This is a genomic window from Mycobacterium sp. ACS1612 (genome assembly GCF_001667505.1).
GTDB lineage: Bacteria > Actinomycetota > Actinomycetes > Mycobacteriales > Mycobacteriaceae > Mycobacterium.
This window is the reverse complement of sequence record NZ_LZHZ01000065.1, coordinates 72,664-99,340: the sequence shown is the minus strand read 5'-3', so window position 1 is coordinate 99,340 and position 26,677 is coordinate 72,664. Positions and strand designations below refer to the sequence as shown.

The following is a 26,677-nucleotide window of genomic DNA, read 5'->3' as shown; positions in this document are numbered from 1 at the left end:
AGTTCTAGTGGTGGTGGTGTGGTCGTGGTGTTCCCACGCCGCGACGACGCGCCTCCTCGCCCTCGGCGATCAGTCGCAGTTGCTCGTCGACCATCCGGCCCTCCAGCAACGGTTGCCGCGGATCCCAGGTGGTGCCTTGTGACTTGTCTTTCCTGCGCCGCGCGATCGCCGAAACCACCTCCAGCACCACGCGATTCCCGAGCAGCGCGGTGATGTCGGCGTGGTCGTAAGGCGGAGACACCTCGACGACGTCGATCCCGAGCACCGGGAGTTCATAGCAGATCCGCCGGACCGCGTCGAGCAGTTGGCGAGCCGAAAAGCCGCCTGGTTCAGGAGTTCCGGTGCCAGGCGCGTGGCCGGGATCGCACACGTCGATGTCCACTGACAGGAACACGCCGTCGCAATCCGACGTGGCGATCTCGAAGGCTTCGGTCAGGCAGGGTTCCAGGCCGCGAGCGACGATCTCGGTCATCTCATATGAGCGCAGGCCGTGAGCGGCCATCCACTGCAGGACCGGTTCGTCGGGCCAGTAGCCACGCAACCCCAGTTGTAGGAACCGGTCACCGCGTAACGCACCGGATTCGATCAGCCGTCGCATCGGGGTGCCGTGTCCTACAAGGGAACCCAGGTGGATGTCGCCGGTGTCGGCGTGTGCGTCGAAGTGAATCATCGACACCTTGCCGAAGCCGTGGTGGCGTGCCACGCCGGTGTGGTCGGGCCACGCGATGGTGTGATCGCCGCCCAAGATGATCGGGATGGCGCCCGACGCGGCGATCCTGTGGACGTCGGCCTCGATCAATTGGACGGCATGGTCGATGTTTCCGTTGTAGAACTCGACGTCGCCGGCGTCATAGACCCGCAGGTCCTTGAGTCCGTCGACGCGCAGAGCCAAGCTCGGCCGGGAACCGTTCTGCGGCAGGTAGCAGGCTTGCCTTAGGGCCGATGGACCGAAACGCGTTCCGGAGCGATAGTTGGTCCCGCTGTCCAGGGGCGCCCCGAGGATGACGATGTCGGCGTCGGCGTATGTCGACGGGTCGTCGAGATCGCAGCGGGGCACGCCGAGGAAGGTGATGTCCGGGCCAAAGCCGGTGAATGCCATGGATTCTGCTTTCGGTGGTCGGTTATGCGTGGTCGTGCAGAGCGGTCACTGCGCGGAATGCGTGTCGGAGGGTGGCGCGGATTCGCCGCTTGTCCACCGGTCCGGGTGGGCGGTAGAGGTTGTCGATCTCCAAACCGGCCATCACCGCCAAGATGGTGCGGGAGTCCAGTTCGGGTTGGCGCGAGCCCAACTCTCGGAACAGTCGGCTCAGCGCAGGCACCATGGCCGTGTACCACGCCTCGAACATGGGGCGTAGCCGTTCGTCGCGGCTGGCTTCGGTGAGAAGTTCGTAGCGGGTGACGATGGCGCCCTGTGGGGAGGTGAAGCCATCGATGATCATGTCCGCCACCAGGTCTGCGAGTTGCTCCGCGGGCATCGAGGGTTGTAACTGGCCGACCGTGCGGACGACGCGGTCGATCTCGCGGTCGGAGAGTTGTTGGAAAGCCTGCGCAACCAGGTCGGCCTTGTCCTCGAAGTAGTAGGTCAACGCGCCGAGCGGGATTTGCGCCTCGTTCGCTATGACGCGCATCGACAGCCCGGCCAGCCCGACTTGCGCCATGACCGCGATTGCCGCGTCGATGATTTCGGTACGGCGCTGCACGCCACGCGCAGTGTGTCCGGTCATCCCTGATACTTGAGGGAGGAGAAGTCGGTGTCCCACATCCAGGCCGGCTGACCTTGCCAGTCGGTGTACCCCTTGCGGGTGGCGACGGTGTTGTGCAGGTCGGCGATGTTCACCCAGCACAGCGAGTCGCGGTAGGCCTTGGCCGCTTCCACGTAGAGGGCTTGGGATTTCGCGGCGTCGGGTTCGGCACTGCCCTCGTCCAACAACTTGTCCGCCTCCGGCACCGAGCAGCCCTGCAGGTTGACCGGTGCGTTCGTGTATTGATAGATCCGCGACCAGGTGTCGGGGTGCGCGGCGTCGGGGTTCCACGACGCGAGGAGTAGGTCTGGGCGCTGCTCGGGATGTTCGGTCAGAGCGAAGAACTGCGCCGAGGGGAAGTCGCGGATGGTGGAGGTCAGGCCGGCCTGCTGAAGGATCACTTGGATCTGGTTGGCCAAGTTTTGCAGGGCGCTGTCCCCGGTCGGGTAGCCGATTTCCACGGCACCGCCCTTGCTGCCAAGGGCCGCCAGTTTGGACGGGTCGAAGTGGTGCTGGTCGGGCACAGCGCCGTCGGGCATCATGCCGGTCGGGTAGAACTGCGTGGACGGCGAGCCCTGCGCACCGAATACCGTTGTAGTCAGGGCGGTTTGGTCCAGTCCGGCGCTGAGTGCTGCTCGGGCCGGCAGTGGCCCGAACACCTTCGAGTCGGGGTTGACCATGATGAGCGCCTTGACCAACGCATTCTGCTGCAGCACTTCGGTGTTTGGGCCCTTGGCCAGTTCCTCGTAGTCGCCTTTCGACAGTCCGTGAAGGATCATGTCGAGTTGGCCGGTGCTCAGTTGGAGACGCTGCACAGCGGTGGCCGTCATGACCGGAAGGGTGACGGTGGTGATCTGCGGTGCGGGACCCCAGTAATTCTTGTTGGCGCTCAACGTGTAATGGCTCGCCGAAACGGCTTCGGTCAGTTCGTACGGACCTGTGCCCGCGGTATGTGAGGCCAGCCATGCGGATGCGTGGTCGTTGCCTGCGGCGTGCTGCGCGACGGCGGTGGGACTGCTCATCAGCGGCCCGTACGGCGAGGCCAGGTAGTCGAGGAACGGCGCAACGGGTTTCTTCAGGTGCACCACAAACGTCTGCGGGTCCGGCGTCTGCATGTCCGTGACATCGGCGAGCATGTAGGACGGCCCGGCCGCCATGTCGATTCGGCGTTGGAAGCTGGCCTTGGCCGCGGCGGAGTCGAACGGCGTTCCGTCGGCGAATTTCACCGCGGGCCGCAGCGCGAACGTGTAGGTCAGCCCGTCGGGGGAGGGGGTCCACTTGGTCGCAAGCAGGCCGTCGATCTTTGTCGTGCCGGGCGCGTAGCGGAGCAGACCCTGATACGCCGAGGTCATGATCAACAGACCTTCCGGCTGATAGAACGTATCGGGGTCCAGCGGGGGTGGGTCGCTCAGCAGGGGAGTACGCACCGATGAACGCAGGGCCGCGTTGTCGGTGGGTATGTTGCTACTTCCCGAGCATGCCGTGCCGGTCAACAGCAGGCCGGCGACAGCAAGCGTTGCCAGACCGGACTTGAGGTTCATGCTCAGAGCTCCTGCGCGTGAGTGCTTTTCGGCCCGACTGCCCGGGTTGCGAATGAGTGTCGGCACGTCGCGTTTCGGCGGTGTGACACGGCAGTTACAAGTTTGTACGAGCGTCCAAGTTTTGGTCGGCTGACCTAGAAGCGACGGCGCCCGGGTTCTACGCTAAGTGGAGGGGCTAGGCGAAATATGAAGGGAAACAAGACAATGTCGACAACGGTGCCAGGCGCATTCGACCTGACCGGCCAGGTCGCCCTCGTCACGGGATCGAGCAGTGATCTTGGCATCGGGTTTGCGTCGGCCCGCCTGCTGGGGCAGCTCGGCGCATCGGTGATGGTCACGGGAACCACCGACCGGGCGGACGTGCGCGCCGAGGAACTACGGCAGGAGGGCATCGCCGCGCAGTCGCATACGGCCGATCTGATGGATCCCGACGCCGCGCGCGAGTTGGTGGAGGCGACCGAGGCGACGTTCGGCAAAGTCGACATCCTGGTCAACAACGCCGGCCTGGCGTCGGTGAACATCCCCGAGCAGCCCAACCCGGTGATGGTGATGACTGACGACGAGTGGGCGTTGGCCCTGCGGCGCAATCTGGACAGCGCGTTCTTCGTCACCAGGGCGGCGTTGCCGGGGATGGTGAAGCGGGGTTACGGGCGCATCGTGAATGTGGCGTCGACGGCCGGCGCGCTCACTGCCTACACCGGCGACGTCGGTTATCACAGCGCCAAGGCGGCGATGCTGGGGATGACCCGCTCGGTCGCGGTCGACTATGCGGCGGACGGCGTGACGGCCAACGTGGTGCTACCCGGTTGGATCGCGACGGCCGCGCAACTGCCGTCGGAGGTCGCCGCAGGCAATGCCACGCCGGTGGGCCGGTCGGCGACGGCGGCCGAAGTCGCCGCCGGCATCGCTTTCCTGGCGGCCCCCGGCGCGTCGTACGTGACTGGCACGACGTTGACGATCGACGGCGGCAACTCCATTGCCAGCGTGAAAACCGGCGACTGAATAACCGAAGGTCAGAGGGGTGCCCCCGTTAGGACTCGAACCTGCGACACCGGCTTTACCAGGTGGCAAATCTCAGCGGTTGCCATAACAACTCGCAAGGGACTGCGGCGCAATCTCTTTCATGCGTACGGCAGCCTCAACTAATTTCACAATTCTCGGCAGTTCCCAATTGAAAACGATGAATAAGCGATGGGACATGGGGGTGCGTGCGCCGCCTTGGACCTTCCGCTCTCGTCCGCCGAAACGGCGCACTGAATTTCCGGTGGTTGGCGCAAATCGAGTCACCCTACAATCCAGCGCAATCATTGCAGGCGACCGCTGCCTAAAACATGTTGGCAGACCAGAGGAGTAGCGATCTGCTGGTGTCACGCCGACGTGATAGCCCAAATAGTCTGGGCTGCAATCTATCTCGAAGACCGCGGTAACCGTGCACACCGGGATCGGGTGACTAGTGCTTGGCGGCTGCCCCCAACGCGGTCGAGACTGCGGGCGGCTACGGTGATGGCGGTTCTTCGACGAAGGTGACGTCGAATCCGTGAGGCCGGAACACGCTGAGGTGCGCGCGCCAGACGATTTCGATGGACCGTCACCGAGCCACTGCAGACCCAGCCGCGCGACGAACGATCTGTTCCAGACTCACCCGCGGCCGAAAGCACCTACGTGATCTGCTCGCCGACCCCGCCGGGGGGAGCGCCCCCGCAGCTCACATCACCGCACGTGGCGAGCTAAGGATGTACCAGGTTACCGACGCCTTGTGACCCGTGACCTTTTGACCGCCGGCCACAACAGTGCAGCAGTCGCCGCGCAGTCTCTTCCCCGCCGGATCTCACCCGGGTGAAATGTACAGCCGGCGGAGGACAACTCACCCGCTGTGCGCCGATAGTGGTCGCTGCCTGCAGTCGCGAGCGGGCGCACGGAACATGGACCTTCTGTGTGCACGGAGACAGAGGTTCGTCGGCTGGACTGCGGCGGCGCAACACAATTCGAACGGAGACCCGCATGCTTCACGATAGGACTGCAGACGACATCGCCGATGAGCTAACCTCGCGAATGGCCGCTGTCGCGCCACTCGCCGCACGGTACGGCTTGGTCATCGTCATAGCCTGGTTCGGCGCCATGAAGTTCAGTTCCTATGAGGCGCATGGTATTTCACACTGGGTCGCCAACAGCCCTCTTATGAGCTGGGTGTACAACATCATGTCCATCGACGCGTTCGGTCGATTGAACGGATCAATCGAGCTGATCGTAGCAGCACTGCTGGCGCTCAAGCCGTGGTTCCCAAAGGCCTCCGTGGTGGGTGGCATAGCAGCCTCGCTGTTCTTCCTGACCACGCTGAGTTTCATGATCACCACCCCCGGCATCGGCGAGACGGCCGCCGGTGGGTTCCCCGTGTTGTCCGCCGACGGAGGGTTCCTGATGAAGGACATCGCGAACCTCGGCTTGGCGCTATGGCTGCTCGCCGACGCCATCGTCGCAACCCGCAAGCCAGCACCAGTCGCCAAGAAAGACTGACACCTTACCGCTGCCGCGAGGAACCCCGTTGCAGGTAACGGCTGTCAGGGGCATCCAGATCAGGTTGATCAGCCCCGCGGTCACCGTGAGCCCGATCGCGACGGTGAACCCGAAGGTCCCGAAGGAGCCGGTCCGCGATCGACATCTCTCAAAGGAGTGGAAGCAATGGACACGACTCATGTAGACGAATACTTCAAGGCCTTGAGCGGCAGGGACAAGGTCGGCATCGTCCCGCACCTGTCCGAAGACATCGTTCTCACCGGTCCGATCTACCCTGAGCCCACGGCAGGGAAAGAAACGGTCGTCAAAATCCTCTCTGGGTTCATCGAGACGATCGAGACCCTCGAGGTCAACCTCACGATTTCATCGGGACGGGATGTGGCCGTATTCTTCACCTTCACCCGTGATGGCACCACGATCAAAGGAAACGAGCACCTGCACCTGGACGAGAACGGTCTGATCGACAGCATCGAGGTGGCATGGCAGCCGCTTACCTCCGCGGTGCTCATCCAGCAAATATTCGCCAAGAAAATGGGGCTTCAGCCGTTGCGCCTCGTCCCGGCATAAGTTGTCGCGTACCGACCCCCGTCGTTGGTCGACGCAGTGTCGACCGCCATCGACAGCATGTGTCAAAGCCGCTGTAAATCCCAGAACCGCGGTATAGCCGTGGCTACGGTCCGCGTATGACTCGTGAGACGGCGCGATCGGTTCTAGTCGCTCGTAGGTGAGCAATGGCCGTCCATGCGGGGTGCCAAGCTGGCGAGAGTCGTCGAGAAAACACTGCGGCGCATATACGCGCCGCCAAGGATCACACCGGCGGAACTTGCAGACTACAAATCCCAGTCACAGGCAAGTCCCGATCGGTTGGTTTTTCCTCCCGTGACCGGTACGCCCTTGCGTAACCGTAACTGGCGACGCGACGTCTTTGATTCCGCGGTCGAGGCGCTGGCAGTCGAAATCACTCCGCATAACTTGCGGGACACCGCGGCATCGCTGGCCATCCAGGAAGGTGCATCAGTCGTCGCCGTCGCGCGCCTTCTCGGCCACGAATCTGCGGCGACGACGCTCAACCACGATGCGGGCCTGTTTCCGACAGATCTGGACGACATCGCTTCCCGACTCAACGCGGCGGCGCAACGGACTATCGCGAGCCAGCGCGCGCCATCTGATGCCAAACAACCACCGACCAAGCACCGACCAAACCAAGTCGAGCCGCGCAGACATATGGCCGCTAATCGGCCCTCACGTGCAAAAACGCAAGTGCCCCCGGCAGTGTCTGATTTCAGGACATAGTTGGCAGCTGTCTCGAGACATAGTTGACACCTCGTTAAGCCGGGAGGTCGGCCATGCCGAAGGCGCAGCTCGTCATCACCGCGGTCGTACGGGAAGGTCGCAGCAAAAGCGACGTCGCCCGCGACTACGACATCTCCCGTCCACACCGCCGTGGCGGAACTATTGGACCGCACTGTTAGAGAGCCGTTTCCAGAAAATGCGAGGGGGTAGATGCTCCTCATGGCTCGGGTGGAAGCCGGCTTTCACTCGAACCTAGGTCTCGCCGGTTCCGCACAGCAGCCGGCGAGACCGCCCTCCTAAACGATGAATAAACGATGGATCGTGTTACAAAGTATGGCTAAATACCATGTCTGACCTGTGCCCCCGGCAGGATTCGAACCTGCGACACCGGCTTTAGGAGAGCCGTGCTCTATCCCCTGAGCTACGAGGGCGTGACCCGCTGGAGCTTACCGGTAGCCCTTCGTCACGCCCGCACAGCGCAGCCAATGCGAGGTGCCAGCGTGCCGTCGCCCACTTCGGGTACCGCGCCCGGACCCAGCACGCGAACGCCTTGATCATGGCGCCACCCTCTCCAGCAGCGCGCCCCACTCGTAGCGGGCGGCGGCCGTCGCGTCGTCGTCACCCGCCGCATCCTGAGCCAACGCCACCAACGCCGCCGCGATCGACAACGTCGGCACCCGGTGCCGCTTCGACGCGGTCACGAGCTCCTCGAAGGCGGCGTCGACCGAACAGCGCCGCAACGCGATCAGCACCCCTTCGGCGCGTGCCAGCGCCCTGGCGTCGTCGTCCATGACCGACTGCCGTTCCCCGCGGGCACATGATCAAAACATCCCGACTCAGCGCAGTTCCGCGATGACCTTCGCGAATACCTCCGCATGCGGCGCCTGCACGATGATGTAGCTGATTCCGTAGTCGTCGCGGTAGCTCCGGATCCGGTCGGCCATGTCCTGCGTCGACCCGGACAGCACACCCGGATGCCGCAGCAACTCCTCGTCACTCAGATGCGGCAGGAACTGGCGGGGGATCGTCAAATCCGGCATCCCCGACTCATCGATCGGCATCGCGATGACGGCCAGGTTCAACTCGAGCGTGTCGAACCGCTCGGGCGCGGCGTTGCGGACGAAGCCGATCCGTTCGGCCAGCGGGTCGTCGGACTCGGTCGCCGCGCGGTCGCCCCCAGTGAGGCCGAGGATGTCGGCCTGCTTCGCGGCGATGGTCAGCACCCGATCACCGTTGCCCGCGATCAAGATCGGCACATCGGGCAGGTGCTCGCGCATGTACTCGATGACGTGCAGCATGTGGTCGACCCGCTCGCGTGCGCTCGGGTACGGCAGCTCGGCCGCCTCGAACTCCTCGCGCACATATCCGGTGCCCAGCCCCAGCTCGAACCGGCCCTCGGTGAGGTCGCGCACCGCGCCGACGTCGCGGGCCAGTAGCGCAGGCTTGTAGAAACCTGCGTTGAGGACGAACGTTCCGAGCCGCAGCGTGCTCGTGACCGCGGCCGCCGACATCAGGACCGGAAACGGTGCGGGCGCGCCGAGGTGATCGGGCACGTGCAGCACGTCGTAGCCGAGCTCTTCGGCGAGCCGAGCGGCGCCCTGGACCTTCGCCCGCGTCCTGGCGTCGTGCAGACCTACACCGAACCGGAAGTCGTTGACCATGCGTCGATGTAAGCAGCCGCCAGTGATGTTTGGCCAGCGCTGCCAGTGGGCAATATAGATCCGCCGACCTTGACCCCCGAGGTCCACACCCAGAAGGACTTACCGCCCGATCCGGCCCGTCGTGAGATATCCGACGGGCCGGATCAATATCTTGACCATGGCCACTCATCCCACCTTCGGCGTCGAAGAAGAGTTTCTTCTCGTCGACCCGGCGACCGGTGCACCCGTCGCCGCGAACGAGGCTGTCGCCGGCCACGCCGCCGACCGAGGCGTCAAGCTGCAGCTCGAGCTGACCAGCTGTCAGGTCGAGACCACGAGCGAAGTCGTCAGCGACAGCGGCCAACTGCTGCACGAGCTCACCCGGCTGCGGCGGATCGCCGGCGAAGCCGCCGACGCCGCAGGGGCGCAACTGCTCGCCGCCGCCCTGCCCCCGAAACGACCGCACGGGTTCCCGATCACCGACACCCCGCGATACCGCGAGATCGCCGCGAAGTTCGGCCGCATCGCCGAAGAAGGCATCTGCGGTGCCCACGTGCACGTCGCCGTGCCCAGCCGCGAGCTGGCGATCAGGGTCACCAACCGGCTCCGTCCGTGGCTGCCGTTGTTGCTCGCCCTGACCGCGAACTCGGCGGTGTACCGCGACTCCGACACCGGCTACGCCAGTTGGCGCAGCATCGTGTGGGCGCGGTGGCCAAGCGCAGGGCCGCCGCCGCATTTCGATTCCATCGACGAGTACGACGCGATGGTGCGGATGCTGCGCCAAGCCGGTGCGGTGCTAGACGACGGCATGGTCTATTGGGACGTGCGGCCGTCGGCCAAGTTCCCGACCGTCGAGGTGCGTGTCGCCGACGTTCCCGCGACGGTGGGCGAAACGGTGTTGCTGGCCAGCCTGATTCGGGCCAACGTGATGACTGCCCTTGCCGACGAACGGCGTGGTGAACCGACCCCACCGCTGAGTCCGCAGGCGCTGAAGGTCGCCTACTGGAAGTCGGCCCGCGACGGCCTGGAAGGGCAGGCGATCGACCTGCTCGAAAGTCATGCGCCGATGCCTGCCCGAAAGCTGTTGCAGCACATGGTCGACCGCGTCCGCCCAGCGTTGGAAGACGTCGGCGACTACCAGATGGTGTCCTCGGCGCTGGCCCGACTGGACGATGAGGGCAACGGCGCGATGCGACAGCGACGAGCCTGGAACCGGCGGCACGACGTCACGGACGTCGTCGCCGAGATGGCCGCCGCCACGTTGTCTTAAGTCAACGTCAGCTCGGCGAACGGCGCGCCGGTGGGCTCTGCCGAACCGCCGGGCGGCTCAACCGTGAATGCCAGCATCTGCGAATCGCCGAGATCGGGCAGCACCGCCGTCGTCGACGGTGCCACATTCTCGGCGGCCATCGTCCCCGCCGACTTCGGCCCCTTGTTGTCGATCAGCCACATCTGATACACCGTCCCCGGCTTCGGCGGAGCGACGTTGTTCATCACCAGCACACCGGCGTTCTCGTCGCGGGAGAACACGACGGTCGCCGTTCCGCCGCCGGGAATCTGGCCGGACACCGTCCGCACATCCGGGGCGGCGAACACCTGCTCCGCCGTCGACGGTGTCGGTGTCGGCTGCAGAGCGATCCCGATCCCCAGCGCGCCGAGGCCGATGACCACCGCGGCCGCCGCGGCCAGCCCGATGGTCTGCCAACGCTTGAGCCGCCGATTCATGCTGCGCACCGGATCACCGGTCACCTCGGTCAGCAGGCGTGCACGCAACTGGTCGGGCGGTTCGACGGCGGTGCCTGCCGACACCGCAGCCATGGCCTCCCTGACGGCGCGGACCTCTTCGGCGAACGCCGCCGCGACCTCCGGGGGAGCGGCCGCGACCCGCTGCTCGATGTCGGCAAGCTCGGCGTCGGGCACCGCGTGCAACGCGTATGGCGTCGCCAGCGCGATCAGGTCAGGATCAGTCGGCTCTGTCATGCCAGCCCCAGACACTTGCGCAGGCTGCGGATGCCGTCGCGCATCCGGGACTTGATGGTCGCGAGATTGGCCGACAATCGTTCTGACACTTGGACATACGTCAATCCGTTGTAGTACGCGAGCTGAATGCACTCGCGCTGCGCATCCGTCAGCGAGTCCAGACAGTCGGCCACCTGCCGCCGCTCGTCGAGCAGAATCACCGAATCCGCCACCTGGTCCGACGGCGGATCGACGTTCGCGGCGCCGTAGCGCGACTCGCGCTGGCTGGCCGCCTGCTCCGACCGGACCCGATCCACCGCGCGCCGGTGCGCCAACGTCAGCAACCACGCCAGCGGCGACCCGGCGGCCGGGTCGTAACTGTCGGCGGTGCGCCACACCTGCAGATAGATCTCCTGCGTGGTCTCCTCGCTGTACCCGGGATCCCGCAGTACACGGGTGACCAGGCCGAACACCCTGGCCCGGGTGCGGTCGTAAAACGTGGCGAACGCATCGACGTCTCGGCGAGCCACCTGGCGCAGCAACGCGTCGAGTTCGGTGGTCACGAGCGGTAGCCTAGCCATCGGCGCCAATGTCGTCACGACATTCGGGATTTGGCTACGGTTGATGCGAAATTGCCCGAGCCAGAATGATTTTCGGTTGTCCGTACGGCCGGAACTCCGCGCAGCCGCAGGATCATGGTTTGGACGCGAAAGCCCAAGGCGCCCATCAACGGAGCAAGCGGCGCAGCCACCTGCAGCCACAGCAGCATGCCCACACCGGCGCGACGCCTGCTGCCCCGCAGGGTCGCCACAAGAGCGGGCTGATTCTCGCGATGCAGCGAAATCCGTACGTCGAGTTCCCCGTCCGGCAGCGGTGCGCTGACGAGGTAGTAGCCATCGACGCCGGTGAACGGAGAAGCGCAGACCTTCTTCCGCACCATCGCGGCGTGTTCGGGTGGTAGCAAATACGCGTGCCTGCTTCCGGCCATGTGGTGCACCTCGGCGACGACGTGGCGCACCGCACCGTTCGCGTCGTGACACCAGTACAGGGTCAGCGGATTGAACGCGTACCCGAGCACGCGGGCGGCCATCACCGCAGTGATCCGTCCATCGCGCGAGTCGACGCCGTGTGTGGCAAGGAAGGTGTCGATGCGCTGACGCAACGAATCGTCGGGCGCGCCGTCGAGGTGATCGGTTGCCAGGAACCGCGCAAACGGCCGAAGCCACCGCGGCAAGCGCGGCAGGTCATCGACGTCGACGTACCAGTGATAGCTGTGGTGCTCGAAGTAGTGATGCGTCGGCGCACGGCGCAGATGAGTGACCCGGGTCCGGTACAGCGCCGGGGGCGACAAGCTCTCCACGCCAAGTATTCGGAACCGCACGGCGCGCGGATTGGTGCGATACGTTCCCGTGGTGCCTTCGACGTTTTTCCGTGGCGGGACCATCTGGACCGGCGTGAGCGGTGAGACCTCCGACGCGCTTCTGGTCACCGACGGCGTTGTGCAAGCCATCGGCGAAGCCGCACATGCGCAGGCCAGCGGCGCCGAGGAGATCGACCTCGACGGCGGCTTCCTGATGCCGTCATTTGGCGACGGGCATGCGCACCCGCTGCCGGGCGGCCTCGAGGCGGTGGGCCCGCAGGTGCGACCGTGCCAGACGGTCGACGAGATCGTGGCCGAGGTGAAGCGATACGCCGCCGACCATCCCGACGAGGAGTGGATCGTCGGCGCCTCGTATGAGAGCAGCATGGCGCCCGGCGGGCTTTTCGACGCGCGCTGGTTGGATGCCGCGGTGCCGGACCGGCCCGTCGTCTTGCGTGCATGGGACTACCACACGGTGTGGTGTAACAGCGTCGCACTGCAGCGGGCTGGCATCACCGCGGACACGCCCGATCCGGTGCTCGGCGAGATACCGCGCCGCGAGGACGGCACGCCACTGGGCACATTGCGCGAGTGGGGTGCGGTCGACCTCGTGCACAAGATCGTTCCCGCCCGCGATCCCGCGGTCCGCGTGGCGGCATTGCAAACGGCTGCCCACTACTACCAGGCCCGCGGCGTGACATGGGTGCAGGATGCCTGGGTCGAACCCGCCGACGTCGACACCTATCTGGACGCCGCCCGGCAGGGCGCGCTCGAAATCCGGTTCAACCTCGGCCTCTACGCGGACCCGCGCTACTTCGACGCGCAACTCGACCACTTCGTCGACGCCCGCCGCCGCGTGCAGGACGCGGCCTCGCCGTTGCTGACCGCCAACACCGTCAAGTTCTTCGCCGACGGGGTGATCGAGAACGAGACCGGCGCGTTGCTAGCGCCGTATTGCGGGAGCCTTCACAACCACGGAGGGCAGGGGGACGACCCGGGAAGCAACAGGGGCATGCAGGTGTGGGAGAACCTCTCCGACGCCGCCCGCGCGGTCGACGAACTCGGTTTCCAGATTCACATCCACGCGATCGGCGACGCCGCCGCGCGCCAGGCGCTCGATGCGATCGAATACGTCGTCTCCGTCAACGGGCCGAAAGACCGGCGGCCGGTGATCGCGCACGCGCAACTGGTCGACGATGCCGACCTGAAACGCTTTGCCGCCCTGAGCGTGATCCCCAACATGCAACCGCTGTGGGCGCAACTCGACCCGCTGATGGTGGAGCTGACCATCCCGCGGCTGGGACCCGACCGCAGCGACAAGCAGTACCGGATGCACAGCCTCTACGAGTCGGGTGCACCGCTGGCGTTCGGCTCGGACTGGCCGGTGTCCTCGGGCGCGCCGTTGGACGGCATCGCGGTCGCCGCGTCGCGCGGCGGCTGGACGCCGCAGGAGATCCTCGGCGTCGAGCGCGCGCTGAGCGCTTACACTGCGGGCGTCGCGAACCAAGCGTTCGCCGAAGGGCATTGGGGCACAATCACTCCCGGCGCGAGCGCCGATCTGGTGTGGTTGGACTCCGATCCGCGCACGACGCCGCCGGAGGGCCTGGCCGACGTCGGCATTCGGGCTACGTATCTGTCAGGTCGGTCGGTCTACTCGGCCACGGGTTGAAAGGGATTGCCATGTCGACAGCGTCGTCCGATACCCCAGCCGTCGCCCCTCCGGGCGAAGGTCACCTGCGTCGAGTTCTCGGCGTACCGTCGCTAGTCCTGTTCGGGTTGGTGTACATCGTCCCGCTGACGGTGTTCACCACCTACGGGATCGTCGTCCAGGAAAGCGGTGGCCGACTACCGGTTTCTTATCTGGTGACCCTGGCGGCCATGGTGTTCACGGCGCGGTCGTACGCCCGGATGGCCGCCGCGTACCCGGTCGCCGGTTCGACATACGCGTACACCCAGCGCACGTTCGGCGCCCCGATCGGCTTCCTGGCCGGGTGGTCGCTGCTACTGGACTACCTGCTGCTGCCGATGCTGAACTATCTGGTCATCGGCATTTACCTCAATGCCGCGATCCCCGCCATCCCGGCGTGGGTGTTCGTCCTCGTGATGATCGTCATCGTCACGGTGCTCAACATCCTCGGCATCGTCTCGGTGGCGCGGGCCAACTTCCTGATCATCGCCCTGCAGGCAGTGTTCATCGTGGTGTTTCTCGTGCTCGCCTTCGTCACGTTGTCACACAGCGGCACAGTCAATCTGGCGGGGCCGTTCACCGGCGACGGCACCGCACCCGGAATGCAACCGGTGCTCGCGGGCGCGGCCATTCTGTGCCTGTCGTTCCTCGGTTTCGACGCGGTGTCGACACTGGCCGAAGAGGCCAACGAGCCGAGGCGGAGCGTGCCGCGCGCCATCATGATCGCCACCGTCACCGCAGGGCTGCTGTTCGTCCTGCTGTCGTACGTCTCGCAGTTGGTGTTCCCGTCCAACCAGTTCGCCGACGTCGACTCCGGCTCGCTCGACGTGATGAAAACCGCGGGCGGCCAGTTCCTGTCGACGTTCTTCACCGCGGCCTACGTCGCCGGTGCGCTGGGCTCGGCGATCACCTCGCAGGCTTCGGTGGCCCGAATCCTGTACGCGATGGGCCGCGACGGCATCCTGCCGCGACGGGTGTTCGGGCACATCCCGCCGAGGTTCACCACCCCGACCTACGCGATTCTCGTGGTGTCGGTGGTTTCGCTGGCCGCCATCTGGGCTCATCTCGACGCGCTCGCATCTATCGTCAGTTTCGGCGCGCTGGTAGCCTTTTCGGCGGTCAACCTCACCGTCATCAAGCACTACTTCGTCGACGCAGGCGACCGCGGTGGTGGCGGCTTCGTCAACAACATGGTGCTCCCGCTGATCGGTTTCGGCCTGACCGTGTGGTTGTGGACGAGCCTGTCGAACTATTCGCTTGTGTTCGGCTTGTGCTGGTTCGCCGTCGGGTTCCTGTGGCTGTTGTGGATGACGCGCGGCTTCCGGCGGCCCACGCCTGTGCTCGAGTTGGAGGAGTGACTACGCCGGGCAGTAGACGGCGTTGAGCACGGCGGCGCGCGGATCGTTGGCCATCGACTCCGTCTCCGGCGGGTTCTGGGTGAATGTCACCGAAACCGCGGGTCCGCCAAAGCCTTTCGCCATCAGGCTGTGGAAGCCCTCGATATCGCCGCCGTGGGCCCACACCCTGACGCCGCAGTCGAGGTCGACGCCGGTGAGGCCGAGTCCGTAGTGGAAGCCGGGTCCGGCGTCTTTCCAGTCGACGGTGGTCATCATCTCGCGCAGTTGCGGTGATGCGACGACGCGGGCGTCCAGCAGGGCGGTGATGAACGCCGAGGTGTCCTCGCTCGTCGACACCAGCGAGCCGGCCATCCCGGCGGCCGAGGCGTTGAAAGTCGTGACGTCCTTGCGTTTTCCGTCGACCAATTCGTAGCCGTGAGCGAAGGGCGCGCGTAGCCCGTTGTCACCAGGCGATGGGAAGTAGGTGTCGGAAAGGCCGAGCGGCCTGATGATTCGGCGGGTGATCTCGTCGGCGGCCGGATGTCCGGTCAGCTTTTCGATGAGCAGGCCTGCGATGACGTAATTGGTGTTGGTGTATTTCATCGCGGTGCCTGGCGGGAACTGCGGCGGCCGCTTCAGCGCGGCGTCGAGAAGTTGATCGGCGGTGACAGGCTCGGCGGGAATCGGCGTGCTGGCGTCGAAGTATTCGGGCAGCCCGCTCTGATGGCGCAGCAGTTGGCGGACCGTGGTGGCGTTGGCGTCGATCCCCTTTCCGCGGATCCGGCCCGGCAGATACGTCTCGATCGAGGTGTCCAGGTCGACCTTGCCTTCGGCGACCAGCTGCAGAACTGTTGCTGCGACAAAGGTTTTGGTGATACTCGCGGCCCGGACGTGGGTGCGGGGCGCGAATCGCGTGTTCGTGTCGACGTCGGAATACCCAGCCGAGCCTCGAGTGAGGTCGTCGTATTCACGAACGACCGCCACACCGCCGGGCAGTTGATCGCGTTCCACCGCTGTCGCAAGTGCGTCGCGCAGCCCCGGTGACTGTGGCGAGCATGCGGCGGTGACGGAAACGAGAAGAGCGGCAGCGATCGTGGGGATGCGCACTAAGCCGAGGTTAGTTGCCACGACCGCGCGGTCGCGATCAGGCCCTGCACCAGCCTCGACGTCGCCGGGCTCAGGCCGTCGTCGCCCGGCAGCCCGCTTCGGGGGCTGATCCCGCGCACCCTGGGCGTCAACTCCAGTTGGGTGCCGCCGCCGCGGACCCGGTTGACCGGGTTGTCGGGGTGCAGGCCGCGCAGTTCGCGTGGGATCTCGGAGAGGTCCGTGACGACCTGATAGCCGGGCACCTCGACGTGGCGGGCCAGGTGCTGGGCCAGGTCCCGGTTGCGGCCGCCCGCCAACAGTTGGGTGCTGCGCCCGATCCGGCCGTACCCGTGCAGCGACACCACCACCTCGACGTGGTCGAGGAATTCCGCCAGCCGTTCGGACTCCTCGGCCCGGTACCGCGCCGACGGCAAATGGTGCGGATACCCGTCGGGATGCCGAAGCACGTACAGCGAGGCGTCGGCCCCGTCAGCGGCCCGCTCGGCGATGACGTCGGTCATCTGCTCGAGACCGCCGCCGTGGATGGCAAGAAAGCCGAACCGGGACCGCAGCGTGCTGTCCTCGATGACGCCGGGGTGGGCCAGTAACTCCGAAAGGGACTGTGGCGCCCCGGATCTCGGCATGTCGATGCGCATGGGCCAGTTCGCGGGGTCCCACCGTCGCAGGAATTCGATCCAGCGGTGGGGCAGGCCGTGGTGCATCGCACCGTCGACGATGCGCTCCAGGTACCCAGGGCGCGGCGGGCCCGGATCGACGCGGTGGTCGATGTATACCCACGCTTCGTCGGGACCGTCGTCGGTGTGCACGGTCAGGCGGTCACGGCGATACCGCACCGGCACGCCCTCGGCGCTGTCCAGCGTGGCCAGATCGTGGTCGGTCACCTGCCACACCACACCGTGCACCTGTGATCCGTCGAACGGTTCGACGGTGGCCACGCCGCGCTCGTTGATCAGCCAGTCGTGGTCGGAGAGCAGCGCGGGCTTGGGGTCGACCGCGCCGGGGCATCGCTGCGCCATCTGCCGCACGCACAGGTTGGACCCGTACGCGAAGTAGCTGTGACGTGCACGCATCGAATCGATTATCCCAGACGGCTGGCTAACCCTTCACCGTCAGGTAAATCAGCCCCACGTTCAGTAGGCTGATCAGCACGGCGACGGCCCACCCGAGCGCCGTGGTGATGCGGTGATTCGTGTCCTCGCCCATCAGGTCGGGGTTGCTGGTCAGCCGCACCAGCGGGATCAGCGCGAACGGGATGCCGAAGGACAGCACGACCTGCGACAACACCAGCGCGCGACTAGGATCGATGCCGATGGCCAGGATCACCAGCGCCGGGATCAGCGTGACAATTCGGCGTAGCAGCAGCGGATAGGACCGGCGCAGCAGGCCCTGCATGATCATCGCGCCCGCATACGCGCCCACCGACGTCGATGCCAACCCGGACGCCAACAAGCCCACCGCGAAGAACAACGCGACCGTGGGGCCGAGCGTGTCGCGGACCGCGGCATGCGCGCCTTCGATCGAGTCGGTGCTGTCCATGCCCTGCAGGTTGGTGGCGGCCACCAGCAGCATTGACAGGTTCACCGCACCCGCGACCAGCATCGCCAGCGTCACGTCCAACCGCGTCACCTTCAGCAACAAGCGTCGCTGCCTGCCCGCGGCGGGGTGGCCGTGCCGGTCACGGGCCAGCCCGGAGTGCAGATACACCGCGTGCGGCATCACCGTCGCGCCCAGCATCGCGGTGGCGAGCAGCACGCTCTCGGCGCCGTCGAACCGCGGCAGCAGTCCGGCCGCCACCTCGCTCACGGGCGGCGGTTCGACGAACAGACTCGTCAGGAAGCCGATCGCGATGATCAGCAGCAGCCCACTGACCACCCGCTCGAAGAGGCGTTGGCCGCGACGGTTCTGCACCGCCAGCAGCAGCAGCGACACCACGCCCGTGATCACCCCACCGATCAGCAGAGGGAGACCGAACAGCAGGTGCAGCGCGATGGCGCCACCCACCACCTCCGCGAGATCCGTTGCCATCGCCACCAATTCGGCCTGCAGCCAATAGGCGATGCGGGTGCGCGTGCGGGTGTGGTCGGCGACCGCCTCCGGCAGGCTGCGTCCCGTGACCAGACCCAGCTTGGCCGAAAGAAACTGCACGAGGCCGGCCATCACGTTGGCTACGAGGATGACCCAGACCAGCAGGAAGCCGTACTGCGCGCCTGCGCTGACATTCGCGGCGACGTTGCCGGGGTCGACGTAGGCGATGGCCGCGACGAACGCAGGCCCCAGCAGAAGCCAACTCGGCCGCAGCCGCGTCTCGGCGTCCTGAATCACCTAACCCACTCTCTATCCGGGGATGCGAATAGAAAAGTTAGGTTAGCCGAAACCTCAGGTGACTACCAGTTCCAACCGCCGATGCCGATGACGAGGCCGCCGCCCCACCACGGCCAGCCGCCGTACCAATTGTTCTGCTGGGGCGACGTGACGATCGATGCACTGCCATTGGTTTGGCACTGCGTTGTGTACGGAGCGGTGGTGGTGCATTCCGGTTGGGCCGCGGCAACGGGTGCCAGAGCCACTGCAGCGCACGCGCCGGCCGCCGCCAAAACCATTGGGAAACAACGAAAGGCCCGCATGGTTGGCCTCCTTAATGGGCCATGAAAAAGGTGGTTAGCGACGGCCCCCGCCGCCGCCACCGATGATCAACGCCGGACCCCAGAACTCGTCATCCCACGGATAGGGGTAGTCCGGTTCAGGCGGTGTGGCGTCGAGTTGCACGTTGCCGGGCGTCGCGCATTCGGTCGTTCCGGCACCCATATCGGTCACGCCGCCGACGCTGGTGCAGTCGGGCAGCGTGGAAGTGTCGCTGGGATCGGCAAGGGCAGCGGGCGCGGAAATGAGTGCCGTTGCGGCGCCTGCCGCGACAATTAGCGGGGTGAAGTAGCGCCTGGTCCTCCGCATAGGCAAGTCCTTCTGTTATTGACCCCCGAGTTATCAGCCAGCGTACAGCCCTTTTCCCGTAATCAGGGGTAAGTCGAGCGTCGTCGTGATGCCTGGTGCGGCGTCGATGACAGCGGGGATGGCGTTCACGACGCGTCCGGCGGTGGCGACCAATCCGGCGTGGTTGTGATCGCCCTTGCGGCTGCTCAGACACAGGTCGAGCGCGTAGGACGGTTCGCCGGTGATCTCGATGCGGTACGAACCACCCTCCTGGGCGGGCTGCGGCCAATCCGGCTGCAGGTCGTCGCGCAGTCGGGTGACGTGTTCGAGCACGACAGCAACTTTGCCGTCCTTCATGCCGCGCACCTCGAACCGCAGCGCCGCCGCGGTGCCCTTCGCGACGTGGCCGGACGCGATGTCGAAGTCCTCGGGCGCGGGGGTGCGGGTGTACGTCTCGGTGACCTTGTCGAGTTCGATGCCAAGGCCCGCCGCGAGTTGGCGCACGACCGATCCCCACGCCAGGCTGAGCACGCCGGGCTGCAGCAGCATCGGGATCTCGTCGAGCGGCTTGCCGAAGCCCATCACGTCGAACATCACGGTGGCGCTGTCGTAGGTGTCGTAGTTGATGATCTCCATGCAGCGGATCTGCTCGATGCTCTGGCACGTGCCAGCCAGCGCGAGCGGCATCAGATCGTTGGCGAAGCCGGGGTCGATGCCGTTGACGAACACGCTGGCGTTGCCCGCCTTGGCGGCGTCCTCGATCGGGGTGATGAGCTCTGCGGGCAGCGTCTCCCACGGGTATTGCAGGAAGACGGCGCTGCTGCCGACGACGTTGACGCCCGCGGCGAGAATCCTGCGGTAGTCCTCGAGCGCCTCGGGTAGCCGATTGTCGGCCATCGCGCAGTAGACGGCGCACGCGGGTTCGGTGGCCAGCACCGCGTCGAGGTCGGTGGTGGCTTTGACGCCCGTCGAAAGGTCAAGCCCCGCAAGCTCTCCGGCGTCCTTGCCGGCCTTCGAGTCGCCGGACACCCAGACGCCGGTGAGTTCGAAGCGTGGATCGGTGATGAGTTGGGCGAGCGCGTGGCGGCCGACGTTGCCGGTGCCGATCTGCGCGACTTTGATGGCGATGGCTAGCTCCTCACAGGTCGGGGATGGGCAGGTCGAGATTGGGGATGTTGAGTCCGCCGTCGATCTCGAGCATCTTGCCGGTCAGGAAACTGCCCGCCGGTGACGCGAGATAGACGGCGGCAGCGGCGATGTCCGCCGGGTCGCCGAGTCGCCGCATCGGAGTGGCTTTTTCCATCGGCTCGCGGAGTTCGTCGTTGGAGGCGACGATGTCGAGCGCGGAGGTGAGGATGGATCCCGGCGCGATCGCGTTGACCCGGATCTTCGGGCACAGGTCGAGGGCGGCTTGCCGGGTGTAGTGCGCCAGCGCTCCCTTGGCGGTCGCGTATGCGGCGAACCCGCGGCCTGCCAACCGGCCCATGGTCGAGGTGATGTTGATGATGCTGCCGCCGCCGGAGTGTTCGAGCATCAGCGGAACCGCCGCGGTGGTCAGGGCGTGGGCGGTCAGCACATTGAACGTGAAGGCGTCCTTCATGTCCTTGACCGAGGTGGTCAGCAACGTGTTCGGCATGGTGCCGCCGACGTTGTTGACGACGATGTCTAGTTTGCCGAAGGCGTCGACGGCCTCGGTCGCCAGCTTGGCCGTGTCCTCGGGGTGCGCGAGATCGGCGACCACGATGTGCGCCTTGCGGCCCACCGCTCGGACCTGCTCGGCGACCTCCTCGAGTTGCGACTGCGTGCGGGCCGCAATCACAACGTCCGCACCGACTTCCGCGAACGCCACCGCCATCGCCGCGCCCAGTCCACGGCCCGCGCCGGTGACCACCGCGACCTGGTCGTCCAGCCTGAACATGTCGAGAATCACGTTTGTCGTCCTTCCCTCGCCGCGCGAACGCTAGCAGGCTTTCGACAGCCGCGAGTGGCGTTTTTGAAACACGTTCTACTTTCCGTCCTGTGGCCGAGGCCGTAGGGGGCTTGACCGGAGAGTCGAAATCTCCGGTTACGCCGGGCCGCGACCAAACGGCTGAAGTCCGTGGTGGGTTCGGCTGGAGCCGTATATTGCCTGCTATCACAGAGCAGGGAGATTCGTATGTTCGTCTGCGAAGCCGTCGAGCTCGACTTCCTCAATTCCGCGCCCGTCAAGCTTCATGCCACAGCCAAAGTAGGCAGACCGCCGCGGGAGATCTTCGCGGCATTGGCCTATGATCCGGCCGGTTGGGGCGACTTCTTCCCCGGATTCGATAAGACTGGCCACTACCGCACACCGGAGCCTCACGGTGTTGGTTCTCAGCGCACTGCCCGGTTCACCGGCGTCACTTTCGAGGAGACGATCCTCGCCTGGGATGAAGGCGTGCGTTGGGCGTTCCGCGTCGACGGCACGCAGGCACCGGTGTTCGCCGCCGCTGTTGAGGATTATGAAGTCGAGCCTGACGGCGACCAAGCCACCGTGCTGCACTGGACTCTCGCTTACAAGCCGCGACTCGCCTTCAAGCTCGCCAAGCCTTTCTTGAGCCGCGCCTTTCCTCTCCTGCTCGCGCGCGCCGGTCATAACCTCGAGAACGGTCGCGGGTACCCCGCTCCACGGACCGACTCTTGATGGACACCGTCTGAGCTCCAATCAGGTTTTGACGGCAGGCACTTCTGTACCACGGCCGACGGGCGCACAATCGAATGTGAGTCCGGGAGGCATTATGAACGAGCAACGGTATGACTTCTTCGGGGAGATCTTCCAGCGCTACTTTCGGGCTGCGGTCGACATGTGTCCCCTGGCGGGCGACGCACTTGTCGCACGGTTGTTCACGCTCAGCGACGACATCCCGGATCGGCTGGCGCAGATGCGGCGCGCCGCGATGGCGTGGGGCGCCGCCGAAACCCCGAACGCCGATATGTCTTCCGAACTGTTCGTGATCACCCAACACGGTTTGATGTATGCGGCCGGGCTGACCGAGTCCCGTCGAACCCTGTACTACCTGGCCACGCCACCGGGGATGTTCGATTCGTTCGTCGACCAAGTCGACACCGCCGCCCTACCCGAGGGTGCGGTCGCCGTGGTGGACGACGGGTTCCGGCGTGATCTCGTATCCGCTCACCCGATGGACGCGGCGTTGCGCCGGATTCTCGATGAGCACGATGCCCTGCGGGTGAATCTGCCCGCGTAGTCACTTCTTGGCAGCGGCCTTCTTGGCGGCTTTCTTCGCAGGCGACTTCTTGGCTGCCTTCTTCGCCGGTGCCTTCTTGGCGGCTTTCTTGGCCGGTGCCTTCTTGGCTGGTTTGTCGCCATCGGAACCACCGCCGCCGCGGCGCGCCTTCACGCTGGCCTCCAACTTGGCCAGCAGATCCGACACATCCTCGGTCTCGTCCAGTTCCTTCGGCTGCTCCTCGGTGGTAAACGCTTCGCCGCCTTCGAGTTTCGCCTGAACCAGCTCGTGCAACTGCTCTTGATAGTCATCGTGGTAGCGGTCCGGGTTGAAGTCGTCGGTCATCGACTCGACCACCTGGCTGGCCATCTTCAACTCCGCAGGCTTGACCTCGACTTCCTTGTCCAGCACCGGGAAATCCGGATCACGAATCTCATCGGGCCACAACAGAGTCTGGACGATCATCACGTCGCGCTTGCTGAAGTCCTGCACCCGCAGGGCGGCCAGCCGCGTCTTGTTGCGCAACGCAAAGTGCACGATCGCAACCCGGTCGGTCTCCTTGAGCGTCTTGGTCAGCAGTACGTAGGACTTCGACGATTTCCCGTCTGGTTCCAAGAAGTAGCTCTTGTCGTACATCATCGGGTCGATGTCGCTGGCGGGAACGAACTCCAGCACCTCGATCTCACGACTGCGCTCCTCGGGAAGCGTGGCGATGTCCTCGTCGGTGATCACCACCGTCTGGCCGTCATCGGATTCGTAGGCCTTCGCGATGTCGCGGTACTCCACGACCTCGCCGTCGAGTTCGCAGACCCGCTTGTACCGGATGCGACCATTGTCCTTGGCGTGCACCTGGTGGAACTTGATGTCGTGGTCCTCGGTCGCGCTGTACACCTTGACCGGCACGTTCACCAGGCCGAACGCGATCGAACCCTTCCATATGGAACGCATAAGCCCAGGCTAACCCGGTTGGGGCAACAACGGGCCGGACCCGGCCGCTGCGGCGTCGCGCGTCGCGCGATTCGGCAGGTCAGCCCCGGCACGCGCAACCGTCAACGCCGAAGACAACGCGGCCGTCTGCACCACCTCGGTCAGCGCTTCCACCGGAATCCGGTCCAGTTGCGGCCGCCGATCAGCGCCCAGCAAGCCCAGCGACCACAACGCGTCGATCAGGCCCGTCATGAACGCGTCGCCCGCCCCGACGGTGTCCACCACGTTCACTTTGCGCGCGGGCACCCGCACCGTCCCCGCCGCGCACATCGCGAACGCACCTGCCTCACCCATCGTCACCGCGACGATCGACGGGCCCAGCCCCAGCCATGTCGCGGCGATCTGTTCCGGCGTCCGGTCGGGGTCGATCCAGCGCATGTCCTCATCGCTGGCCTTGACCACGTCGCAGCGTTCGATCAATCGGTCGATGCGGCCGCGCGCGATGTCGTCGTCCTCGATCAACGCCGGGCGCACGTTCGGGTCGAACGTGATGGTCGCCGACGGGTGATACGCGTCGAGCAGCGCGGCGGTGGCCCGGCAGCCCGGTTCCAGCACCGTCGCGATCGAGCCCGTGTGCGCGACGAGCGGCGGCGCCACCTCCGGTGTGCCCGACAGCTGCCAGTCGATGTCGAACGTGTACTGCGCCGATCCGTTGGCGTCCAGCGTGGCCAGCGCCGTCGGTGTGCGCTCAGCGGACAGACTTCCCGAAACCAGTTGTGCGCCAGATTGTTTGACATAGTCAACAATACGGCGGCCACGCGCGTCGTCACCGATGTGGGTGAGGAAGTCGACGCCGCGACCCAGTCGGGCCAGCCCGACCGCCACGTTCAACGGGCTGCCGCCGACGTGCTCGCCCGTGATTTCGCCGTCACGCTCGACGATGTCGATCAGCGCCTCGCCGATCACCAGGGCCCGCTGAGGCGCGCCGGGCACGGTCATGTCGTCTCCTTCAACAGCAACGTCTCCAGCGTCGCGCGCGCCCCGTCGCGGTGCAGCGAGTCCAGCGCCCACAGATACGCCTCGACGAATCGGGGCTGCGCAGCCAGATCACCGAACAATGAGGTGTTTTCGATGAACGCGGTCGGGTGCTCGCGCTGCGACTGCGCCAACGGCACCAGGGTGTCGGCCAATTGATCCTGCACGTCGATCGGTTGGCCCTGTTCGTCGACGCCCTCGGCGTATCGGGCCCAGCTGGCCACCACCGCCGCCGACAGTCGGACCGGGCCACCCGAGGCCAGGTTCGCGCGAATCACCGGCACCAGCCATTTCGGGATGCGATCCGACGACCCGAAGCACAACCGCGCGATTGTGTCTTTCACGCCGGGATTGGCGAACCGCTCGATCAGCGTGCGCTTGTAGTCGGGCAGGTCGATGCCGGGCACGGGTTTGAGCGTCGGCGTTCCCTCGGAATCCATGTACTCGAGCAGGAATTTGGCGAACAGCGGGTCACCGGCGGCATCGTGCACCAACCGGTAGCCGGCCAGGTATGCGAAGTAGCACAGGGCCTGATGGCTCGCATTGAGCAGTCGCAGCTTCATCAACTCATATGGCGTGACATCGTCGACCAACAACACGTCGGCCTTCTCCAACGGAGGCCGCCCGTCGGCGAAATCGTCCTCCAGTACCCACGAGGTGAACGGCTCGGCAACCACGGGCCACTGGTCCTCGACACCGAATTCGTCTGCCAGCAACGCGATCACGTCAGGCGTGGTGACCGGTGTGATGCGGTCGACCATCGAATTCGGGAAGTGGGTGTGCTCGGTGATCCATGCGCCGAGACCGGGATGGACCCGTTCGGCGTAGGTGGTGAAGGCCTGCCGCGCGACGTCGCCGTTGTTCTCGATGTTGTCACACGACACGATCGTCGGCGATCCGATCCCGCGGTCGCGTCGGCGCGCCAAGGCATCGGCGACCAAGCCGAATACGTTGATCTCGCCGAGATTGTCGATGTTGTAGCCACCCTCGGTGATGGTCAGCGAGATGATCCGGGTGCTCGGCGCGGCAAGCAGTTCGACGACGGCTTCCGGGTCGTCGGGCGCATAACGGTAGTCGACGATCGACCCGATCACGCGCGCGCTGCGGCTGCCGTCCGGATTCTCCAGCAGCAGCGTGTACATGCAGTCCTGCGCGGCCATGACGTCGGCCATCTTTCGGTCGGCGGGCAGCACCCCAACCCCGCAGATACCCCATTCGGTCGCCAGTCCCATCTCTAGCAGCCGGTCGACATACATCGCCTGATGGGCGCGGTGAAACCCGCCGACACCGAAATGCACTATGCCGACGCCGATTTCGTCACGGCGATAGCTCGGCTTGTCGATTGGAATCTGGGCCAGGTTCGACGAGTTCAGCTTCATGACACCACCACCACGGACTTGACGCTACCCCGCGTGCGGTCAGAGTCGAGGGCGTCGGCAGCCTTCTCCAAGGGAAAGCGCGCGGTCACCATCGCGTCGAGATTCACCCGACCCGACGCGACGAGCGCGAGCGCCGTCGGCCACGTATTCGCATATCGGAACACGCCGGTGAGAACCAGTTCGCGGTTCTGGATCAACTGCGTGGGCAACTCCATCGACTCCGCGCCCGATCCGACGAGCACCACCGTCCCCGCGGGCCGCACCGCGCGGATCCCGCCGACGACCGCCGATGGTGCGCCCGACGCGTCGATGAACGCATCGACCCCCAGGTCACCGATCGGCTCGGCGGTCGGATCGAGCACCGCTGTCGCGCCGAACTCTTTCGCCTGCGCCCGGCGCGCCTCGTCGGGATCGCTGACCACGATGTCCGTGGCACCGTACGCCCTGGCGAGTTGCGTCAGCACGATCCCGATCGGACCCGCGCCGGTGATCAGCACGCGCGCGCCGCCGTCGAAGCCCGCCTTGCGCACCGCGGCGATGCCGACCGACAGCGGTTCACAGAGCGCCGCGGCGTCGTCGGACACCGAATCGGGCACCCGGTGGGCGTATCCCGCGCCGATGGTGACGTAATCGCAGAACGCGCCGTCCACCGGTGGGGTGCCGTAGAACCGCATGTGCGGGCACAGGTTGTAGTGGCCGCGGCGGGTCTCGTCGCTGTCGGGGTCGGGCCGCTGCGGTTCGATCGACACCCGCTCACCGATGCGCTCGGCCGGGACGCCCGCGCCGACGGCGACGATCGTGCCCGCCGCCTCGTGGCCGAGCACCAAAGGTTGTTCGACGACGAAATTCCCGATCCGGCCGTGCCGGTAATAGTGCGTATCGGACCCGCAGACCCCGACCGACGACACCCGCACCAGCACATCACCGGGTCCCGGCACGGGGACCGGTCGCTCCTCCATCTCGATGCGACCTGGCTCGACGAGTACTGCGGCCCGCATGTGGGTATCTGGCAAAAGTGTTGTATG

General features: G+C 65.7%; 28 protein-coding genes and 1 tRNA gene. 9 read left to right on the top strand and 20 right to left on the bottom strand.

Going from position 1 to position 26,677, the window contains the following annotated elements:
- Positions 1 to 4: 4 nt before the first annotated feature.
- The 3 genes from speB to A5724_RS27565 are packed head-to-tail and all read right to left on the bottom strand — an operon-like array spanning position 5 to position 3,283.
- On the bottom strand, positions 5 to 1,099 hold the full coding sequence (gene speB, locus A5724_RS27575) for an agmatinase (RefSeq protein WP_067809787.1): 1,095 nt from the start codon (positions 1,097 to 1,099) through the stop codon (positions 5 to 7).
- A gap of 22 nt (positions 1,100 to 1,121) precedes the next feature.
- Positions 1,122 to 1,724, bottom strand: coding sequence for a TetR/AcrR family transcriptional regulator (locus A5724_RS27570; protein WP_067809785.1), 603 nt, complete (start codon positions 1,722 to 1,724; stop codon positions 1,122 to 1,124).
- Positions 1,721 to 3,283 (bottom strand): ABC transporter substrate-binding protein, encoded by a 1,563-nt coding sequence (locus A5724_RS27565; protein ID WP_067809782.1) that lies wholly within the window; start codon positions 3,281 to 3,283, stop codon positions 1,721 to 1,723. Before A5724_RS27565 ends, A5724_RS27570 begins: the two co-directional genes overlap by 4 nt.
- 204 nt (positions 3,284 to 3,487) lie before the next feature.
- Here A5724_RS27565 and A5724_RS27560 point away from each other — a divergent pair, with 204 nt between their 5' ends.
- From A5724_RS27560 to A5724_RS33400, 4 genes are all read left to right on the top strand, one after another.
- Positions 3,488 to 4,285 (top strand): SDR family NAD(P)-dependent oxidoreductase, encoded by a 798-nt coding sequence (locus A5724_RS27560; protein WP_067809993.1) that lies wholly within the window; start codon positions 3,488 to 3,490, stop codon positions 4,283 to 4,285.
- Positions 4,286 to 5,335: 1,050 nt separating this feature from the next.
- Complete coding sequence (locus A5724_RS27555; protein ID WP_067809779.1) at positions 5,336 to 5,797, top strand: YkgB family protein; 462 nt, start codon at positions 5,336 to 5,338, stop codon at positions 5,795 to 5,797.
- Positions 5,798 to 5,962: 165 nt separating this feature from the next.
- On the top strand, positions 5,963 to 6,364 hold the full coding sequence (locus A5724_RS27550) for a nuclear transport factor 2 family protein (protein WP_067809777.1): 402 nt from the start codon (positions 5,963 to 5,965) through the stop codon (positions 6,362 to 6,364).
- A 174-nt stretch (positions 6,365 to 6,538) separates the two neighbouring features.
- Positions 6,539 to 7,090, top strand: coding sequence for a site-specific integrase (locus tag A5724_RS33400; protein ID WP_082965311.1), 552 nt, complete (start codon positions 6,539 to 6,541; stop codon positions 7,088 to 7,090).
- A 358-nt stretch (positions 7,091 to 7,448) separates the two neighbouring features.
- On the opposite strand, the gene A5724_RS27540 is transcribed toward A5724_RS33400, so the two are convergent.
- The 3 genes from A5724_RS27540 to A5724_RS27530 all read right to left on the bottom strand — a co-directional run bounded on the left by A5724_RS27540 (position 7,449) and on the right by A5724_RS27530 (position 8,751).
- Positions 7,449 to 7,521 (bottom strand) — tRNA-Arg (locus tag A5724_RS27540).
- A gap of 123 nt (positions 7,522 to 7,644) precedes the next feature.
- On the bottom strand, positions 7,645 to 7,881 hold the full coding sequence (locus tag A5724_RS27535) for an ANTAR domain-containing protein (protein WP_067809774.1): 237 nt from the start codon (positions 7,879 to 7,881) through the stop codon (positions 7,645 to 7,647).
- A 45-nt stretch (positions 7,882 to 7,926) separates the two neighbouring features.
- Entirely contained in the window at positions 7,927 to 8,751 is an 825-nt protein-coding gene (locus A5724_RS27530) for an LLM class F420-dependent oxidoreductase (protein WP_067809772.1), read from the bottom strand.
- A gap of 157 nt (positions 8,752 to 8,908) precedes the next feature.
- Here A5724_RS27530 and A5724_RS27525 point away from each other — a divergent pair, with 157 nt between their 5' ends.
- On the top strand, positions 8,909 to 10,000 hold the full coding sequence (locus A5724_RS27525; protein WP_067809770.1) for a glutamate--cysteine ligase: 1,092 nt from the start codon (positions 8,909 to 8,911) through the stop codon (positions 9,998 to 10,000).
- Here A5724_RS27525 and A5724_RS27520 read toward each other — a convergent pair.
- From A5724_RS27520 to A5724_RS27510, 3 genes are read right to left on the bottom strand one after another with little or no spacing between them, the layout of a single operon-like run.
- A complete protein-coding gene (locus tag A5724_RS27520; protein ID WP_067809768.1) occupies positions 9,997 to 10,710 on the bottom strand; it encodes an anti-sigma factor domain-containing protein in 714 nt (237 codons plus the stop codon). The two genes, A5724_RS27525 and A5724_RS27520, sit on opposite strands and share 4 nt — an antisense overlap.
- A complete protein-coding gene (locus A5724_RS27515; protein ID WP_067809991.1) occupies positions 10,707 to 11,270 on the bottom strand; it encodes a sigma-70 family RNA polymerase sigma factor in 564 nt (187 codons plus the stop codon). Before A5724_RS27515 ends, A5724_RS27520 begins: the two co-directional genes overlap by 4 nt.
- Positions 11,271 to 11,284: 14 nt before the next feature.
- Positions 11,285 to 12,040, bottom strand: coding sequence for a DUF1365 domain-containing protein (locus A5724_RS27510; RefSeq protein ID WP_369830675.1), 756 nt, complete (start codon positions 12,038 to 12,040; stop codon positions 11,285 to 11,287).
- Between the two features lie 61 nt (positions 12,041 to 12,101).
- On the opposite strand from A5724_RS27510, the gene A5724_RS27505 reads away from it, so the two are divergent.
- Together A5724_RS27505 and A5724_RS27500 are read left to right on the top strand one after the other, a co-directional pair.
- Complete coding sequence (locus tag A5724_RS27505; RefSeq protein ID WP_067809988.1) at positions 12,102 to 13,718, top strand: amidohydrolase; 1,617 nt, start codon at positions 12,102 to 12,104, stop codon at positions 13,716 to 13,718.
- Between the two features lie 11 nt (positions 13,719 to 13,729).
- Positions 13,730 to 15,094: an APC family permease gene (locus tag A5724_RS27500; RefSeq protein WP_067809763.1), complete on the top strand. Its 1,365-nt coding sequence runs from the start codon at positions 13,730 to 13,732 to the stop codon at positions 15,092 to 15,094.
- On the opposite strand, the gene A5724_RS27495 is transcribed toward A5724_RS27500, so the two are convergent.
- The 7 genes from A5724_RS27495 to A5724_RS27465 all read right to left on the bottom strand — a co-directional run bounded on the left by A5724_RS27495 (position 15,095) and on the right by A5724_RS27465 (position 21,038).
- On the bottom strand, positions 15,095 to 16,180 hold the full coding sequence (locus A5724_RS27495; RefSeq protein WP_232005002.1) for a serine hydrolase: 1,086 nt from the start codon (positions 16,178 to 16,180) through the stop codon (positions 15,095 to 15,097).
- Positions 16,180 to 17,250, bottom strand: a complete 1,071-nt coding sequence (locus A5724_RS27490; protein ID WP_067809760.1) for a poly-gamma-glutamate hydrolase family protein — start codon at positions 17,248 to 17,250, stop codon at positions 16,180 to 16,182. The genes A5724_RS27495 and A5724_RS27490 overlap by 1 nt, the downstream gene beginning before the upstream one ends.
- A 25-nt stretch (positions 17,251 to 17,275) precedes the next feature.
- The gene (locus tag A5724_RS27485; protein WP_067809758.1) at positions 17,276 to 18,502 is read right to left on the bottom strand and encodes an Nramp family divalent metal transporter; all 1,227 of its coding nucleotides are present in this window, start codon (positions 18,500 to 18,502) and stop codon (positions 17,276 to 17,278) included.
- Positions 18,503 to 18,564: 62 nt separating this feature from the next.
- Complete coding sequence (locus tag A5724_RS27480; RefSeq protein ID WP_067809756.1) at positions 18,565 to 18,804, bottom strand: hypothetical protein; 240 nt, start codon at positions 18,802 to 18,804, stop codon at positions 18,565 to 18,567.
- Positions 18,805 to 18,838: 34 nt separating this feature from the next.
- Positions 18,839 to 19,129, bottom strand: coding sequence for a hypothetical protein (locus A5724_RS27475; protein WP_067809754.1), 291 nt, complete (start codon positions 19,127 to 19,129; stop codon positions 18,839 to 18,841).
- A 33-nt stretch (positions 19,130 to 19,162) separates the two neighbouring features.
- Positions 19,163 to 20,236 (bottom strand): diacylglycerol kinase, encoded by a 1,074-nt coding sequence (locus A5724_RS27470; RefSeq protein ID WP_067809751.1) that lies wholly within the window; start codon positions 20,234 to 20,236, stop codon positions 19,163 to 19,165.
- Positions 20,237 to 20,246: 10 nt separating this feature from the next.
- The gene (locus A5724_RS27465; RefSeq protein ID WP_067809749.1) at positions 20,247 to 21,038 is read right to left on the bottom strand and encodes an SDR family oxidoreductase; all 792 of its coding nucleotides are present in this window, start codon (positions 21,036 to 21,038) and stop codon (positions 20,247 to 20,249) included.
- A 225-nt stretch (positions 21,039 to 21,263) separates the two neighbouring features.
- Between A5724_RS27465 and A5724_RS27460 the strand changes: the two genes are divergently transcribed.
- Together A5724_RS27460 and A5724_RS27455 are read left to right on the top strand one after the other, a co-directional pair.
- Positions 21,264 to 21,770 carry an SRPBCC family protein gene (locus tag A5724_RS27460; protein WP_067809746.1) on the top strand — a complete coding sequence of 169 codons (507 nt, stop codon included), beginning with the start codon at positions 21,264 to 21,266 and terminating at the stop codon, positions 21,768 to 21,770.
- Positions 21,771 to 21,864: 94 nt separating this feature from the next.
- A complete protein-coding gene (locus A5724_RS27455) occupies positions 21,865 to 22,332 on the top strand; it encodes a glucose-6-phosphate dehydrogenase (RefSeq protein WP_067809744.1) in 468 nt (155 codons plus the stop codon).
- On the opposite strand, the gene A5724_RS27450 is transcribed toward A5724_RS27455, so the two are convergent.
- Genes A5724_RS27450 through A5724_RS27435 form a run of 4 tightly spaced genes read right to left on the bottom strand, consistent with a single transcriptional unit; the run spans position 22,333 to position 26,650 of the window.
- Positions 22,333 to 23,259, bottom strand: a complete 927-nt coding sequence (locus A5724_RS27450) for a Ku protein (RefSeq protein ID WP_067809741.1) — start codon at positions 23,257 to 23,259, stop codon at positions 22,333 to 22,335.
- Between the two features lie 9 nt (positions 23,260 to 23,268).
- Positions 23,269 to 24,237: a carbohydrate kinase gene (locus A5724_RS27445; RefSeq protein WP_067809739.1), complete on the bottom strand. Its 969-nt coding sequence runs from the start codon at positions 24,235 to 24,237 to the stop codon at positions 23,269 to 23,271.
- Complete coding sequence (locus A5724_RS27440) at positions 24,234 to 25,652, bottom strand: mannitol dehydrogenase family protein (protein WP_067809736.1); 1,419 nt, start codon at positions 25,650 to 25,652, stop codon at positions 24,234 to 24,236. The genes A5724_RS27445 and A5724_RS27440 overlap by 4 nt, the downstream gene beginning before the upstream one ends.
- Complete coding sequence (locus tag A5724_RS27435) at positions 25,649 to 26,650, bottom strand: NAD(P)-dependent alcohol dehydrogenase (protein WP_067809734.1); 1,002 nt, start codon at positions 26,648 to 26,650, stop codon at positions 25,649 to 25,651. Before A5724_RS27435 ends, A5724_RS27440 begins: the two co-directional genes overlap by 4 nt.
- Positions 26,651 to 26,677 lie beyond the last annotated feature (27 nt).